Raw genomic sequence first — 14,892 nt, 5'->3', positions numbered from 1 at the left:
AACTTCTATCAACTGATCGACTCTGGGAGCGTGCAGTGGGTGCTCAACGGCGGCGGAAGCCGCATTCGGCCGCGGCCATGGGCCTGGCGGTGTCCCTCGTGGCGGCGGGATTGTCCGTGGCCGCCGCCACGAACGCGCAGGCGGCCACGCAACTCACGCTGTCCGTGGACGCGTCCGCCGCACGGCACGCGATCAGCCCGGACGTCTACGGGATGAACGGCGCGGACCCGACGCTGGCCGCGGAGATCGGCATGCCGGTGGCGCGCTGGGGCGGCAACTCGAGCAGCCGCTACAACTTCAAGAATCATACCTACAACACCGGTAGCGACTGGTACTTCGAGAACATCGTGGCCGGCGCGGACAAGACCGTGGAGGCGATGGTCAAGTCCAACCTGGACCGTGGCATCAGGCCGGTGGTCACCGTGCCGATGGTCGGCTGGGTCTCCAAGGACTCGCCCTCCGACCACCCCTTCAACTGCGGTTTCCCGAAGACCCGGTTCCCCGAACAGGACTCGTTCGACCAGTGGGACGCCAACTGCGGCAACGGCAAGCTCAACGACACCAACCTCACCGGCAGCGTGCCCGAGGACACCTCGATCCCGGCGGACGAGTCGTTCGACGGCGAGATGGTGTCGCACCTGGTTAGCCAGTTCGGCACCGCGGCCAAGGGCGGCGTGCCGATCTACGAGCTGGACAACGAGCCGGTGCTGTGGAACTCCACCCACCGCGACGTCCACCCGGACCCGGTGTCGTACGACGAGATGGGCGGCAAGGGCACGAAGACGGCCGCGGTCATCAAGGCCGCCGACCCGAGCGCCGCGGTGCTCGGCCCGTCCGGCTGGGGCTACTGCGAGTGGGTCGCCTCCGGGGTGGACGGCTGCGCCCCCGGCACCGACGCGGCCGCGCACGGCGGGCTCAAGCTCGCCCCCTGGTACCTGAAGAACATGAAGGACTACAGCGACGCCCACGGCGGGAAGCGCTACCTCGACTACTTCGACGAGCACTACTACCCGCAGATCAGCGGCGGCACCGACGCCGACTCGAACGCGCTTCGGCTGCGGTCCACCCGTTCGCTGTGGGACCCCACGTACGTCGAGGAGTCGTGGATCGGTCCGAGCGGCGTCAACGCCCCGCCGCTGCAGTTCATCCGCCAGATGAAGTCCTGGGTCGACCAGTACTACCCCGGGACCAAGACCTCCATCACCGAATACAACTGGGGCGCGCTGGACACCATGAACGGCGCCCTCGCCGAGGCCGACGTCCTCGGCATCTTCGGCCGGGAGGGCCTCGACCTCGCCACCATCTGGGGCGACCCGAAGCCGACCGACCCCGCCGCGTACTCGTTCCGGATGTACCGCAACTACGACGGCGCCGGCGGCCGGTTCGGTGACGTGAGCGTGTCGGCGGCCAGCACCGACCAGGACCAGCTCGCGGTGTACGGCGCGCAGCGCACCGCCGACGGCGCGCTGACCCTCATGGTCCTCAACAAGACCGGCGGCGACCTGACCGCGCCGCTGTCGGTGGCCGGCTTCGACAGCACCGGTACGGCGCAGCGCTACAGCTACGGCCCGGCCAACCTCGCCTCGATCGTGCACGGCGCGGATGTGCCGGTGAACGCCGGCGCGGTGAACGCCACGTACCCGGCCAACTCCATCACCCTGCTGGTGCTGCCGAAGGGCACCGGCGGCCCGAGCCCGACGCCCACGGCCTCCTCGCCGTCACCGTCGCCCTCCTCCCCGTCGCCCTCACCCTCCTCGCCCAGCCCGACGCCCACCTCGCCCTCCCCCACCCCGACGCCCGCCGGGGGCTGCTCGGCCACCCTGCACGTGGACAGCGACTGGCACAGCGGGTTCACCGCCACGGTGACGGTGACGAACAAGGGCAGCTCGGCCACCAAGGGCTGGCGGGTCAACTGGTCCTGGCCCGGCGGTCAGCAGATCAGCAACTCCTGGAACGCCACGGTCACCCAGACCGGCGCGAACGTGTCCGCCACCAACGCGAGCTGGAACGGCTCGATACCGAAGGGCGGCAACACCACCTTCGGGTTCCTGGCCAGCAGCGCCGGCGCCACGCCGACGCTGACCTGCACGGCAACCTGACGGTTGCCGCACACCGGGGCCGGGCCGACCGTCGCGTTGGCCCGGCCCCAGCGTTCGGGCGGCGCGTTCGTTAGGCTGCCCGGATGATCTGCTCGTGCTTTCCCGCGCTGCGTACGCGTCTCGGCTGACCGGTCCCGCCCGCTGAGCCGACTGCCGCCGTGGCGGGGTCGGTCGATGCCCGCTTTTTCCTGGTATCGACTCCCCGAGAGGCAAGCGCATGTTCATCCGTTCCTGCACCGAGTCCGACCTGCCCCGCGTCGTCAACCTGGCCGTCGAGGTGTTCGGGCCCTTCCACGAGAACTCGTTCCGGCCGGCCGTCGGCGAGGTCGTCTTCGCCCATCAGGACGCCGACTGGCGTGCCGACTACGCCCGGCAGCTTCCGGAGCTCCACTCCCCCGACGACCACCGGGAGATCGTCGTGGCCGAGGTCGACGGCGGGTTGGCGGGATTCGCGGCCTGGACGGCCTCTCCGGCCGACGGTCGCGGCGAGATCACCCACGTCGCGGTGTCCGGAGACCACCGGCGGCTCGGCCTCGGGAGGGCGCTGTGTGAGCACGCCTTCGAGCAGCTGCGGGCGGCCGGCGCCCGGGTCGTCACGATCGGGACCGGAGGCGACGACTTCCACGCCCCCGCCCGGGCGCTCTACGCGAGCCTCGGCTGCACCCCGTTCCCGCTGGTGACGTACTACCGCGAGCTCTGATCTCCCGTACTGGGGAGGATTGTTGCCGCTGGGGCGACAACAATCCTCCCCAGTACACCCGGGCTATCGTCGTCGGATGCCCGAGCTGATCGCGCCCACCCTGCGGCTGCACGACGCCTGGCTCGACGCGCACCGGGAGTGGGGGCCCGGCTTCCACGAGGACGGCTTCGGCCTGCGACCGTCGGATGACGTGGACTCGCCGGCGGGGGTTTGCGGCCTTCGTGGCGCGGTTGATCGAGCAGGCGGATCCGGCAAGGCCGACCGAGGGCGGCCGGGCCCACTGCACGTACCGCTGGATCGTCGAGGACGGCCGCGTGCTCGGCGGGATGGCGTTGCGGCACAAGCTGAACGGGGTGGCGTGGCAACTCGGCCACCTCGGCTACGGCATCCGGCCGTCCGCCCGCGGGCGCGGGCTGGCCGGCTGGGCGCTGGGCCGGATGCTCGACGAGGCGCGGACGCTCGGCCTGGACCGGGTGCTGGTCGTCTGCGCGGTGGACAACCTGGCCTCGGCCAAAACCATCGAGCGGGCCGGCGGTGAACTCGAAGCGATCGAGGACGCCGGGTTGGGGCCGACCCGGCGCTACTGGATCACGCTCAGCCCCGCCCCGACAAGGCGCTGACCCGAGGTCTGCTGTCCCCACTGAGCCGCGAGCCCGCGCTCGGAGGTGCTGGGCCAGGTTGGCAGACCGACCCCGCCAGCCCTCGGCGGCATGTGAAGGCGCCCAAGCTCCTAGACTCGTGAGTATGGATACCCGTGGCCCGAGCGATGACTGCCCAGGCATAACCGGGAAAATCCATCCCACGTTTCCCATAGGCCGCATGATGGGCTGCGCCTTCGACGTCGATGTGCCGATCTGCTGCCCAGCATGCGGTCGGTCGTTCACCAGCTGGCGCCTCGGGCCCGCACGCGGCCGAGACGGAATGGTCGCTTCCCTCAGCCACAGTCACATCACCTGACGGCCACAAGTGAGCACCGACTCTCCCTAGGTCGGGGTCGTGCGCCCACGTCGCCGGTCTGTGCTCGCCTCCGCCACACCCGGCTCCGGCTCCACTCAGACGTTGAAGCGGAACTCGACCACGTCGCCGTCCTGCATGACGTAGTCCTTGCCCTCGATGCGTACCCGGCCGGCGGCCTTGGCGGCCGCCATCGAGCCGGCGGCCACCAGGTCGTCGTACGAGACGATCTCGGCCTTGATGAAACCGCGCTGGAAGTCGCTGTGGATGACCCCCGCGGCCTCCGGCGCGGTGGCGCCGGTCGGGATGGTCCAGGCCCGCGTCTCCTTCGGCCCGGCCGTGAGGTACGTCTGCAGCCCGAGCGTGCGGAAGCCGACCCGGATCAGCTGGTCGAGGCCGGGTTCGGACTGGCCGATCGACTCCAGCAGCTCGCGGGCCTCGTCGTCGGGCAGCTCGATCAGCTCGGACTCGACCTTGGCGTCCATGAAGACCGCCTCGGCCGGCGCCACCAGCGCCCGCAGCTCGTCGAGGAACTCGGCGTTCGCCAGCTCCGCCTCGTCGACGTTGAAGACGTACAGGAAGGGCTTGGTGGTCAGGAGGTGCAGCTCGCGCAGCTCGGCCACGTCGATGCCGGCGTCCTTGGCCCCCGCGTACAGGGTGGTGCCGTTGTTGAGCAGCTCGATGGCGGCCTTGGCGGCGGCGACCACGGCGGCCCGGTCCTTGCGGAGCTTGGCCTCCTTCTCCAGCCGGGGCAGCGCCTTTTCCAGGGTCTGCAGGTCCGCCAGCATCAGCTCGGTGTTGATCGTCTCGATGTCGTCGGCCGGGGACACCTTGCCGTCGACGTGCACCACGTTCGGGTCGGAGAAGGCGCGGACGACCTGGCAGATCGCCGCGGCGTCGCGGATGTTGGCCAGAAAGGCGTTGCCCCGGCCCTGCCCCTTGGAGGCGCCCCGGACCAGGCCGGCGATGTCGACGAACGAGACCGGCGCCGGGATGATCTTCTGCGACTGGTGGATCTCGGCGAGCTTGGCCAACCGCTCGTCGGGCAGCCCGACCACGCCGACGTTCGGCTCGATCGTGGCGAACGGGTAGTTGGCCGCGAGGACGTCGTTCTTGGTGAGGGCGTTGAAGAGGGTGCTCTTCCCGACGTTGGGCAGCCCGACGATTCCGATGGTGAGACTCACGGGCGGCCAGTCTACGCGCCCCGCCCGACCGCCCGTTGATCATGGGCTTTACTGCGACGATCGGCATCGACGCGCCGAGACAGACACCGGAATGGCGGTCGACAAGTTCGTAACTCGCTGGATAGATCCGCGCCGCCTCGGACGTCTTTACGGGTGGACGGCGACGGACGGGGGCGGGGCATGGACGACGAGGCAAGACAGCGGTTTGCGGACTTCGTGGCGAGCCGCACCCCCGCGCTGATGCGTACGGCCCAGCTGTTGACCGGGGACCGGCACGCGGCCGAGGACCTGCTCCAGGTTGCCCTGGCCCGCACCCTGATCCGGTGGCGATTCCTGCGGGACGACAACCCCGAGGGGTACGTCCGCCGCGTCATGTACCGGGAGCAGGTGAGCTGGTGGCGCCGACTCGCCCGGTACCGGGAGATCAGCGCCGCGCAGCGGGCCGAGCCGGCGACGCCCGACCCGGCGGCCGACGCCGATCTGCGCCTGGCGATGCGCGCGGCGCTGCTTCGCCTGCCACCCGCCCAGCGGACCGTCCTGGTGCTCCGCTACTACGAGGATCTCACTGAGACCCAGGTGGCCGAGGAACTGGGGTGCTCCGTCGGCACCGTCCGCAGCCGCACCCACCGGGCCGTCGCCCGACTGCGGCAGTTGATTCCCACACCCGAACACCTGGAGGTGCTGCGGTGACCGATCACATCGAGGCCCTGATCCGGAGCACGTTCACCGACCTCGCGGAGGAAACAATCGTGACACCGATCTCCCTCACCTCCCTGACCCGGCGCGCTCGCCGGCGGACCGCCCTCGGCGTCCTCGGGGCGGCCGGGGTGGCCGCGGCGGCGCTCGCGGCCGCGCCGCTGGCGATCGCCGCCGCCGGCCACGGGCAGCCTTCCCCCGGTCCGGCCGGGCGGCATTCCACCCCCGCTCCGTGCTGGCCCGCCACCGAGGCTCCGCCCAGCGCTTCCCCCGGCGCCGGCGCCACCGGGTCGCCCTACCCCGGTGGCACTCCGACGCTCGGCCCCACCACCGGGATCAGCCCCTCCGCCACCTCGCCGGCCACGGAGGGCCGGATTCTGAGCGTTCCTGCGCACCCGGGTCATGGACCGAGCCCCACCGGTACGCCCTGCTCGACGCCGCCGCCGTACCCGTCGGAGATCCCGACCGGGACGCCCCCGCCGTCGGAGATCCCGACCGGCACGCCCCCGCCGTCGGAGATCCCGACCGGCACGCCCCCGCCGTCGGAAATTCCGACCGGCACGCCGCCCGCCTCCGAATACCCCACCAGCAGGCCGCCGGCGTCCGAATACCCGACCACGCCCCCGCCGTCCGAATACCCGACCACGCCCCCGCCGTCCGAATACCCGACCACGCCGCCACCGTCCGAGATCCCCACCGGACCGGCGCTGCCCAGCGGCCGGTGATCCCGGCGGGCTGGTGGTCAGCTCTTGACGGAGCCGGCCATCAGCCCGCCGATGAACCAGCGGCCCAGCAGCACGTACACGGCCAGCGTCGGCAGCGACGTGATGAGCGCGCCCGCCATCGAGGCGGCGTAGTCCGGCGACTGGGCGCCGGCCAGCGCGTTCAGCGCGATCGTGATCGGCCCGTTCCGGGTGTTCGACAGGAAGATCGCGAACAGGTAGTCGTTCCAGGCCGAGGTGAACTGCCAGATGATCGTCACCACGAAGCCCGGCGCCGACAGCGGCAGGATCACCGACCGGAACGTCCGCAGCAGATCGGCGCCGTCCACCCGGGCGGCCTCGATCAGCTCCACCGGCACGGTGGTGGCGTAGTAGTTGCGGAAGATCAGCGTGCAGATCGGGATGCCGTAGATGCAGTGCACGAGGATCAGCGTCGGGATGCCCGGCTGGATGTTGATGCTCGTGACGATCTGCCGCAGCGGGATCATCACCGCCTGGTACGGGATGAACATGCCGAACAGGATCAGCGTGAACACCACGTCGGCGCCGGGGAAGCGCCAGCGGGACAGCACGAAGCCGTTCGCGGCGCCGAGGATCGACGAGATGATCGCCACCGGGATGGCCAGCTCGAACGTCCGCCCGAAGGACGGGCCCAGCGAGGCCCACGCCTTGCCCCAGGACGCGGTGGTCCACTCCTTCGGCAGGTTCCACTGACCGGTGACGCCGATCTCCGAGCCCGACTTGAAGCTCGTCACGATCAGCACGTACGCGGGCATCAGCACGACCAGCAGGAACAGCACCAGCAGGGCGTACTTGACGATCCGGCCGGTGGTCGAGCTGGCCGTGAGGTCGCCGCGGCGGCGGCCGCGCGACCGGACCGGCACGGCGGCCGTGGGCGGCGGGGCGGGGGTGGTGGTCGTGGTCACGAGCGTCGCTCCGCCCTCGAGGTCCAGATCAGGTACGGCACGATGACCGCGGCCACCAGCAGCAACAGGATCACCGACACCGCGGCGGCCTTGGCGTAGTCGCTGGTGAGCAGCGTCTGCCAGACGTACACGGCGGGCACCTCGGTGAGCCACTGGGCGCCGGACACCGACATGATCAGATCGAACATCTTCATGGACATGTGGCCCACGATGATCAGCGCGGACAGCGCCACCGGGGTGAGCTGCGGGAAGATGACGTGCCGGTACATCTGGAAGGTGGTGGCGCCGTCCATCACGGCGGCCTCGCGCAGCTCACCGGGGATCCCCCGGAAGCCGGCCAGGAACAGCGCCATGACATAGCCGGACAGCTGCCATATCGCCGGCATGGCCATCGCGGCCATCCCCCAGTGCGCGTCGGTCCACCACGGGTTCTGCAGGAAGCCCAGGTGCAGCTTGCCGAAGATCCAGTTGAGGCCGCCGGCATCGGCGCCCTGGCCGGAGTTCATCAGCCAGCGCCAGACCACGCCCGAGGCCACGAACGACACGGACATCGGGAACAGGTAGACGGTCCGGAAGAAGCCCTCGGCGCGTACGCCCCGCTCCAGCAGGAACGCCCAGAGCAGGCCCAGCAGCATGGTGCCCACCATGAACACCACGGTGAAGATCAGCAGGTTCTTCAGCGAGTGGACGAACCGGCCGTTGATGTCGTTGGTGAACAGGTCGGTGTAGTTCTTGAGGCCGACGAAACCCTTCGACCCCAGGGCGTTGTGCTGGTCCGACATCGAGACCTTGATCGTCCAGGCGATCAGCCCGTAGACGAAGACGGCCAGCAGGATCAGCGAGGGGGAGATCAGCAGGAGCCCGGGCCCCCACCGTCTGACACGTGAGCGCATGCGTATCCCGGTTCGGAACGGTCGAACCGGCCGGGCGGATCGCCCGGCCGGCCACCTGGTACGCGGCGGGACGCCGAGGGGCGCCCCGCCGCGTACGGGTGAATTACTTCTTGGCGAACTGAGCGATGCCGGCTGCCATGGCGTTCTGCAGCTGGGCGGCGTTCTGGTCGCTGGAGAACTTGCCCAGCGCCGACGCCGCGGCCCCCTGCATGCCCTGGGAGCAGGCCGCGCCGTGCGCACACGACGGCACCTGGGTGGCGGACTTCCAGGCCGCGATCGCGGTCTGCTGGTACTGCGGGTAGTCGGCCGGGTTGGCGTCCGTCCGGGCCGGGATCGAGCCCTTCTTGGTGTTGAAGGCCTTCTGCCCCTCGGCGCTGCCCACGGTCTTCAGCCAGCACTTCGTGCCGTCCGCGTTCTTGGCGTTCTTGGGCAGCACGAACGAGTCGGCCAGCCACTGGAACGTGTTGCCGTTGCCCGGGAACGGGAAGTAGCCGTAGTCCTTGAAGCCCTTGGCGTCCAGGTCGGCGGCCTCCCAGTCACCCATCAGCTGGTACGCGGCCTTGCCGTCCATGACCAGCTTCTCGGCGTCGGTCCAGTCGAACGTGTCCCGGTCCTTGTTCGAGTAGCTGAGCAGCTTCTTGAAGTCCTCGACGCCCTTGGTGACGTCGGCGCCCTTCCAGTCGGTGCTGCCGGTCCACAGGCCGCTGAACTTCTCCGGCCCGAGGTCGGTGATCAGCACCGACTCCAGCAGCATCAGCTGGGTCCAGTCCTTGCCCAGCGCCAGCGGCGTGGCCACGCCCTTGGACTTGAGCTTGTCCAGGTCGGCGATGAACTCGTCCAGCGTCTTCGGGTCCGACGTGATGCCGGCCTTGCTGACCACGGACTTGTTGCTCCACACCACGTTGGCGCGGTGGATGTTCGCGGGCACCGAGTAGATCTTGCCGTCGACCGTGAGGTTGTCGATCAGGCCCTTGGGGAAGGCGTCCTTGAGGCCCCAGTCCTGGTATTCGCTGCTGAGGTCCTCGACCTGGCCGGCGTTGATGTAGTCGGACAGCTCCGCGCCCGCGTGCGCCTGGAACGTGTCCGGCGGGTCGTTCTGCTGCAGCCGCGACGCCAGCACCTGCTTGGCGTTCGAGCCGGCGCCACCGGCGATCGCGCCGTTCTGGAACTCGTAGTTCGAGCACGCCGACTTGAACTGGTTGACCAGCCCGTCGAGGCCCGCCTTCTCACCGCCGTCGGCCCACCAGGTGAACACCTCGACGTTCTTCGAACCGCTTCCGCCGCCGCTGTTTCCGTTGCCGCAGGCGGCGGTTGCGAAGAGCGCGGCCGCACCGACCACCGCTACCGCGGCTCGCCGGGAAAAGCGCATGACTCCCCACCTTCTTTTCGTGTTGGGGCAGCCGTTGGTCCCACGTCTGCCGTCAAGCACACTGCCCCTGACCTCGGACAAGTGTCAACGAACGTTGCCGTGTTGTTACCGTTCGGTATAGCCGGCCCGGTACGCATCGTTTTGCCACGATTGGACACGCTCCCACGAACCGGACATCCGACCCGTACGCCCACGTCCGAATCCCGCGAGCCATGGGCCGCCCGGAGCGGCAGTATTGCCACGTGGACCTCGACTTCGAACGGTGTTACCGAGCCGTCGACAGCCGCGACCAGCGCTTCGACGGCTGGTTTTACACGGCCGTCACCAGCACCCGCATCTACTGCCGGCCGTCCTGCCCGGCCACCACGCCAAAGCGGCAGAACGTCCGGTTCTACCCCTCCTCGGCGGCCGCCCAGCGGGCCGGCTTCCGGGCCTGCCGGCGCTGCCGGCCGGACGCCTCCCCCGGCTCGCCCGAGTGGGACGTCCGGGGCGACCTGGTCGGCCGGGCCGTCCGGCTGATCGCCGACGGCGTGGTCGACCGGGAGGGCGTGCCCGGGCTGGCGGCCCGGCTCGGCTACACCGAACGGCACCTGCACCGGTTGCTGAGCACCGAACTCGGCGCCGGACCGCTGGCGCTGGCCCGCGCGCAGCGCGCGCAGACGGCCCGGATCCTGGTGGAGACGACCGACCTCGGGCTGGCCGAGATCGCGTTCGCGGCCGGCTTCGGCAGCGTGCGGCAGTTCAACGAGACGCTGCGCGAGGTCTACGGCGCCACCCCGTCCGAGCTGCGGTCGCGCCGGCGCGCGGCCACGGGCGGCACGGGGGCCATCGCGCTGCGGCTCGCGTACCGGCCGCCGCTGCACGCCGGGGCGCTGCTGGCCTTCCTGGCCCGGCGCGCGATCCCCGGCGTCGAGGAGGTGACGGCCGGCACGTACCGCCGGGTCGTCCCGCTGCCGCACGGTCCGGCCGACGTCACCCTGCGGCCGCTGCCCGGGTACGTGGCCGCCACGCTGCTGCTGTCCGACGTCCGCGATCTGGCGCCCGCGGTGGCGCGCTGCCGGCGGCTGCTGGATCTGGACGCCGACCCGGCCGCCGTGGACGCCACGCTGGCCGCCGACCCCGCGCTGGCCGCCGCGGTCGAGGCCGAGCCGGGGGTACGGGTGCCGCGCGCGGTCGACGGCTTCGAGATGGCGGTCCGGGCGGTGGTCGGGCAGCAGGTCTCGGTGGCCGGCGCCCGAACCGTGCTCGCCCACCTGGTCGGCGCGGCCACCGGACGCACCGCCACCGGACACACCGCCACCGGCGGGGGCGCCGGCGAACATCCCGCCGCCGGCGGCGACCTGGTCGGGTTCCCGGGGGCGGCCGAGGTGCTGGAGCTGCCCGACGAGGCGTACCGGATGCCGGCCGCGCGGCGGGCGACGATCCGGGCGGTGGCCCGGGCGTGCGCCGACGGCGAGCTCAACCTCGCGCCCGGCGGCGACCGGGCCGAGACGGCCGCCCGGCTGGCCGCGCTGCCCGGCGTGGGGCCGTGGACGGCCGGCTACCTGGCCATGCGCGCGGTCGGCGACCCGGACGTCTTCCTGCCCACCGACCTCGGCGTCCGGCGCGGCGCGCTGGCGCTCGGCCTGCCGGGCGACCCGGCGGAGCTGGCGCGGCACGCCCAGCGCTGGCGGCCCTGGCGTTCCTACGCCGTGATCCGGCTCTGGCGGGCCGAACGACCCCAACCGACGATGGAGGAAGCATGACCACGCTCACCGGCAGCACCCTGCACACCCCGACCGGCCCGCTGACCGTGCTGGTCGACCCGGACGGCGCGGTCCGGGCCGCCGGCTTCACCACCGAGACCGAGCCGCTGCTCGCGCTCGTGCACCCCAGCCTGCGCGCGCCGGTACGCGCGCTGCCGGACGCCGGCGCGGTGACCCGGGCCTTGGCCGCCTACCTCGACGGCGATCTCGACGCGCCGGACCGGGTGCCGGTCCGGCAGCACACCGGGGGCGAGTTCCGGGACCAGGCCTGGCAGGTGCTGCGCCGGGTCAAGCCCGGGGAGCCGGTCACGTACACCGGTTTCGCCGAGCTGACCGGCCGGCCCCGCGCGGTCCGGGCCGCGGCGGCGGCCTGCGCGCGCAACGCCGTGGCGCTGTTCGTCCCCTGCCACCGGGTGCTGCGCACGGACGGCGCGCTGGGCGGATACCGCTGGGGGCTGGATGTGAAGAAGTGGCTTCTCGGTCACGAACGGCGGTTGACGACAAGCTGACTCCCGGAGCGTCACAACCGGCCGGTACGGTCAGAACGTGCCTGCTACTCGTGACGACGGTGGCACGAGGCGGGTGGCCGGGGGGCGGCATTCCTTGCACAACCTGTGGCGGCTGCGCCGGTACGTCCGGCCGTACGCCGGCCAGCTGGTCTGGCTGGTTCTCGCCGCGCTCGCGTCCACCGGCGCCGGCATCGCCGTGCCGCTCGTGGTCCGGCAGGTCGTGGACGGGCCGATCGCCCACCACGACCGGGCCGGGCTGCTCTGGCTGGGCGGCCTGGCGCTGGCCCTCGGCCTGTTCGAGGCCGGGCTGATCTTCGTACGACGCTGGGTGCAGTCCTCGGCCGCCATGGGCATGGAGGCGGCCATCCGGGCCGAGCTCTACGCGCACCTGCAGCGGCTGCCCGTCGGCTTCCACGACCGCTGGCAGTCCGGCCAGCTGCTGTCCCGGATCACCAGCGACCTCTCGGTGATCCGCCGGTTCCTGTCGTTCGGGCTGATCTTCCTGATCGTCAACCTGCTCACCTACGTCACCGTGGTGGTGCTGCTGGTCGGGCTGAACTGGCCGCTCGGCCTGCTCGTGGGCGCCAGCTCGGTGCCGCTGTTCCTGGTCAGCCGGCGATTCACCCGCTACTACCTGACCGCCTCCCGCCGGATGCAGGACCAGCTGGGCGACGTGGCCACGCTGGTGGAGGAGTCCGCGCAGGGGCTGCGGACCATCAAGGCGTACGGCCGGCGGCCGCAGATGGCCCGGCGGTTCGCCGGCAGCGCCGCCGAGCTGCGGGACACGGCCGTCGGCAAGGGGCGGCTGCTGGCCCGCACCTCGGCCGAGTTCGACCTCGTGCCCAACCTCACGATGGCGGCCGTGCTGGTCGCCGGGACGGTGGCGGCCGCCCGCGGCGCGCTCACCATCGGTGAGCTGGTGGCGTTCGTCTCACTCCAGCTGATGCTGGTCTGGCCGGTCGAGTCGCTCGGCTGGATCATCGCGAACGGCCAGGAGGCGATGACCGCGGCCGACCGGATTCAGGAGGTGCTGGACACCGAGCCGGAGATCACGGACCGGCCGGGCGCCGTGCCGGTCGCGCCGGGCGACACCGCCGGCGCCGTCCGGTTCGAGGGCGTCCACTTCGGCTACCCGGGCACGGCGGCGCCGGTGCTGCGCGGCGTCGACCTGACGATCGAGCCGGGCGAGACCGTGGCCATCGTCGGTGCCACCGGCAGCGGCAAGACCACCCTGCTGGCCCTGCTGCCCCGGCTGCACGACGTGACCGGCGGACGGATCATGCTGGACGGTCGGGACGTGCGCGACATCCGGCTCGACTCGCTGCGGCACGTGGTGGGCGCGGCCTTCGAGGAGCCGACCCTGTTCTCGATGTCGGTCCGGGAAAACCTCACGCTGGGCCGGCCGGACGCCGGCGAGGACGAGGTCCGGACGGCGCTCGCGGTAGCGCAGGCCGGCTTCGTGTACGACCTGCCGTGGGGGCTCGCCACCCGGATCGGCGAGCAGGGGCTGTCCCTCTCCGGCGGGCAGCGCCAGCGACTCGCCCTGGCCCGCGCGGTGCTCGGCCGCCCCCGGGTGCTGGTGCTGGACGACCCGCTCTCCGCGCTCGATGTGCACACCGAGTCGCTGGTGGAGGCCGCCCTGGCCCGGGTGCTGCAGGACACCACGGCGCTGGTGGTGGTGCACCGGCCGTCGACCATCGCGCTGGCCGACCGGGTGGCGCTGCTGCAGGACGGCCGGATCACCGCCGTGGGCACGCACTCGGAGCTGCTGGCCAGCGTGCCGGCGTACCGGGCCGTGCTGGCGGCCACCGACGAGGAGGCCGGGCCCGACGCCGTACCGGCCGGCGAGCCGGACCGGACGGCGGCGCCCGTGGTGGGCGAGTGGGGGTTGGCCCGGTCATGACGCTCCGCGTTCCGCCCAGGTCCACCGTCACCCGGCCGCCGTCCGGGCCGACCGGGACGGACCCGGCGGCGCCGGACGTCGCCGGCTGGCGGGGCCGGGCGGTCGACGCCGACGCCGACCGCACCGCGGCCGAGGGCAGCGGCGCGCCCGCGGTCGCGCTGCTGCGCTCGCGCAGTCGGGCGCTGCTGCGTTCGCTGCTGCGGCCGCACCGGCGCCTGCTGGCCGTGACGGTGCTGCTGCTGCTGGTGCAGAACGCGGCCGCGATGGCCGGCCCCTACCTCGTCATGCTCGGCATCGACCGGGCCATCGGGCCGCTCCGGGCCGGCAACTGGGGCCCGCTCACCATGATCGCCGCGGCCTTCGTGCTGGCCGTGGCGGCCGACTACGCGGGCAAGCGGGGCTTCCTCACCCTCTCCGCGCGGATCGGCCAGGCCGTCCTGCTCGACCTGCGCCGCCGGGTGTACGACCACTTCCTGCGGCTGTCGGTCGGCTTCCACGAGCGGTACACCTCCGGCCGGGTCGTCGCCCGGCTGACCAGCGACATGGACTCGATCGCCGAGCTGGCCGACGGCGGGATCGACGACCTGGTCCTGGCCGCCCTCTCGATCGTCTCGGTGGCCGGCATCCTGCTCTGGCTCGATCCGCCGCTGGCCGCGGTGACCCTGCTGGCGTTCCCCTTCCTGCTCGGGCTGTCGATCTGGTTCGCCCGGGCCAGCGCGGTGGCCTACCGGCGCAGCCGGGAGGCGATCGCGCTGGTGATCGTCCACTTCGTCGAGTCGCTCGGCGGCATCCGGGCGGTGCAGGCGTTCCGCCGGGAACCGCGCAACCAGCAGATCTTCGACGTGGTGAACGACGACTACCGGGTGGCCAACCTGCACGCCTTCCGGCTGCTCGCCAAGTACTCGCCGGCCATCAAGGTAATCGGCAACGTGACGATCGCGGTGGTGCTCACCTACGGCGGCGCCCGGGTGCTGCACGGCCAGATGGGCGTGGGCGTGCTGGCCGCGTTCCTGCTCTACCTGCGCCGGTTCTTCGAGCCGATGCAGGAGCTGAGCCAGTTCTACAACTCGCTGCAGTCCGCCACGGCCGCGCTGGAAAAGCTGGCCGGGGTGCTCGACGAGCGGCCGGCCGTGCCCGAGCCCGCCCGGCCGGTGGCGCTGCCCACCGGACCGGGCCCGGATGATGAGCCGGT

At 71.7% G+C, this 14,892-nt stretch carries 12 protein-coding genes and 1 pseudogene; 9 read left to right on the top strand and 4 right to left on the bottom strand.

Features of this window, described 5'->3' with window-relative positions; all coding sequences use genetic code 11:
• Positions 1-35: 35 nt before the first annotated feature.
• From ACFFHU_RS14325 to ACFFHU_RS14315, 3 genes are all read left to right on the top strand, one after another.
• Positions 36-2,099, top strand: a complete 2,064-nt coding sequence (locus ACFFHU_RS14325; RefSeq protein ID WP_377339012.1) for a glycoside hydrolase family 44 protein — start codon at positions 36-38, stop codon at positions 2,097-2,099.
• A gap of 217 nt (positions 2,100-2,316) precedes the next feature.
• Positions 2,317-2,799: a GNAT family N-acetyltransferase gene (locus ACFFHU_RS14320; protein ID WP_377339010.1), complete on the top strand. Its 483-nt coding sequence runs from the start codon at positions 2,317-2,319 to the stop codon at positions 2,797-2,799.
• A gap of 221 nt (positions 2,800-3,020) precedes the next feature.
• Positions 3,021-3,419, top strand: a complete 399-nt coding sequence (locus ACFFHU_RS14315) for a GNAT family N-acetyltransferase (protein ID WP_377339007.1) — start codon at positions 3,021-3,023, stop codon at positions 3,417-3,419.
• Positions 3,420-3,851: 432 nt separating this feature from the next.
• On the opposite strand, the gene ychF is transcribed toward ACFFHU_RS14315, so the two are convergent.
• Positions 3,852-4,937 (bottom strand): redox-regulated ATPase YchF, encoded by a 1,086-nt coding sequence (ychF, locus tag ACFFHU_RS14310; protein WP_377339004.1) that lies wholly within the window; start codon positions 4,935-4,937, stop codon positions 3,852-3,854.
• Positions 4,938-5,117: 180 nt separating this feature from the next.
• Here ychF and ACFFHU_RS14305 point away from each other — a divergent pair, with 180 nt between their 5' ends.
• Both ACFFHU_RS14305 and ACFFHU_RS14300 read left to right on the top strand, forming a co-directional pair.
• Entirely contained in the window at positions 5,118-5,627 is a 510-nt protein-coding gene (locus ACFFHU_RS14305; protein ID WP_377339002.1) for a SigE family RNA polymerase sigma factor, read from the top strand.
• Positions 5,624-6,358, top strand: a complete 735-nt coding sequence (locus ACFFHU_RS14300; protein WP_377339000.1) for a hypothetical protein — start codon at positions 5,624-5,626, stop codon at positions 6,356-6,358. Before ACFFHU_RS14305 ends, ACFFHU_RS14300 begins: the two co-directional genes overlap by 4 nt.
• A gap of 17 nt (positions 6,359-6,375) precedes the next feature.
• On the opposite strand, the gene ACFFHU_RS14295 is transcribed toward ACFFHU_RS14300, so the two are convergent.
• The 3 genes from ACFFHU_RS14295 to ACFFHU_RS14285 form a co-directional block, all read right to left on the bottom strand.
• Entirely contained in the window at positions 6,376-7,281 is a 906-nt protein-coding gene (locus ACFFHU_RS14295) for a carbohydrate ABC transporter permease (RefSeq protein ID WP_377338997.1), read from the bottom strand.
• Positions 7,278-8,174: a carbohydrate ABC transporter permease gene (locus tag ACFFHU_RS14290; protein WP_377338995.1), complete on the bottom strand. Its 897-nt coding sequence runs from the start codon at positions 8,172-8,174 to the stop codon at positions 7,278-7,280. The genes ACFFHU_RS14295 and ACFFHU_RS14290 overlap by 4 nt, the downstream gene beginning before the upstream one ends.
• Before the next feature lie 103 nt (positions 8,175-8,277).
• Entirely contained in the window at positions 8,278-9,543 is a 1,266-nt protein-coding gene (locus ACFFHU_RS14285) for an ABC transporter substrate-binding protein (protein ID WP_377338992.1), read from the bottom strand.
• Positions 9,544-9,785: 242 nt separating this feature from the next.
• Here ACFFHU_RS14285 and ACFFHU_RS14280 point away from each other — a divergent pair, with 242 nt between their 5' ends.
• The 4 genes and pseudogenes from ACFFHU_RS14280 to ACFFHU_RS14265 all read left to right on the top strand — a co-directional run.
• A complete protein-coding gene (locus ACFFHU_RS14280; protein WP_377338990.1) occupies positions 9,786-11,288 on the top strand; it encodes an AlkA N-terminal domain-containing protein in 1,503 nt (500 codons plus the stop codon).
• On the top strand, positions 11,285-11,797 hold the full coding sequence (locus ACFFHU_RS14275; RefSeq protein ID WP_377338988.1) for a methylated-DNA--[protein]-cysteine S-methyltransferase: 513 nt from the start codon (positions 11,285-11,287) through the stop codon (positions 11,795-11,797). The genes ACFFHU_RS14280 and ACFFHU_RS14275 overlap by 4 nt, the downstream gene beginning before the upstream one ends.
• A gap of 37 nt (positions 11,798-11,834) precedes the next feature.
• On the top strand, positions 11,835-13,700 hold the full coding sequence (locus ACFFHU_RS14270) for an ABC transporter ATP-binding protein (RefSeq protein WP_377338986.1): 1,866 nt from the start codon (positions 11,835-11,837) through the stop codon (positions 13,698-13,700).
• Positions 13,697-14,869 (top strand): annotated as a pseudogene (locus tag ACFFHU_RS14265) (ABC transporter ATP-binding protein); the annotation flags it as partial. The gene ACFFHU_RS14270 and the pseudogene ACFFHU_RS14265, both read left to right, overlap by 4 nt.
• Between the last annotated feature and the right edge of the window lie 23 nt (positions 14,870-14,892).

It is taken from the genome of Plantactinospora siamensis (assembly GCF_042434095.1).
In the GTDB taxonomy this organism is placed as follows: domain Bacteria; phylum Actinomycetota; class Actinomycetes; order Mycobacteriales; family Micromonosporaceae; genus KBS50.
The sequence above is the reverse complement of the archived record's forward strand: the minus strand, read 5'-3'. Positions and strand labels throughout refer to the sequence as shown.

Bases quoted from the DNA above. Each gene is read 5' to 3' on its own strand.
- ACFFHU_RS14320 (WP_377339010.1), top strand. From the start codon at position 2,317: ATGTTCATCCGTTCCTGCACCGAGTCCGACCTGCCCCGCGTCGTCAAC.
- ACFFHU_RS14305 (WP_377339002.1), top strand. From the start codon at position 5,118: ATGGACGACGAGGCAAGACAGCGGTTTGCGGACTTCGTGGCGAGCCGC.
- ACFFHU_RS14290 (WP_377338995.1), bottom strand. From the start codon at position 8,174: ATGCGCTCACGTGTCAGACGGTGGGGGCCCGGGCTCCTGCTGATCTCC.
- ACFFHU_RS14285 (WP_377338992.1), bottom strand. From the start codon at position 9,543: ATGCGCTTTTCCCGGCGAGCCGCGGTAGCGGTGGTCGGTGCGGCCGCG.
- ACFFHU_RS14275 (WP_377338988.1), top strand. From the start codon at position 11,285: ATGACCACGCTCACCGGCAGCACCCTGCACACCCCGACCGGCCCGCTG.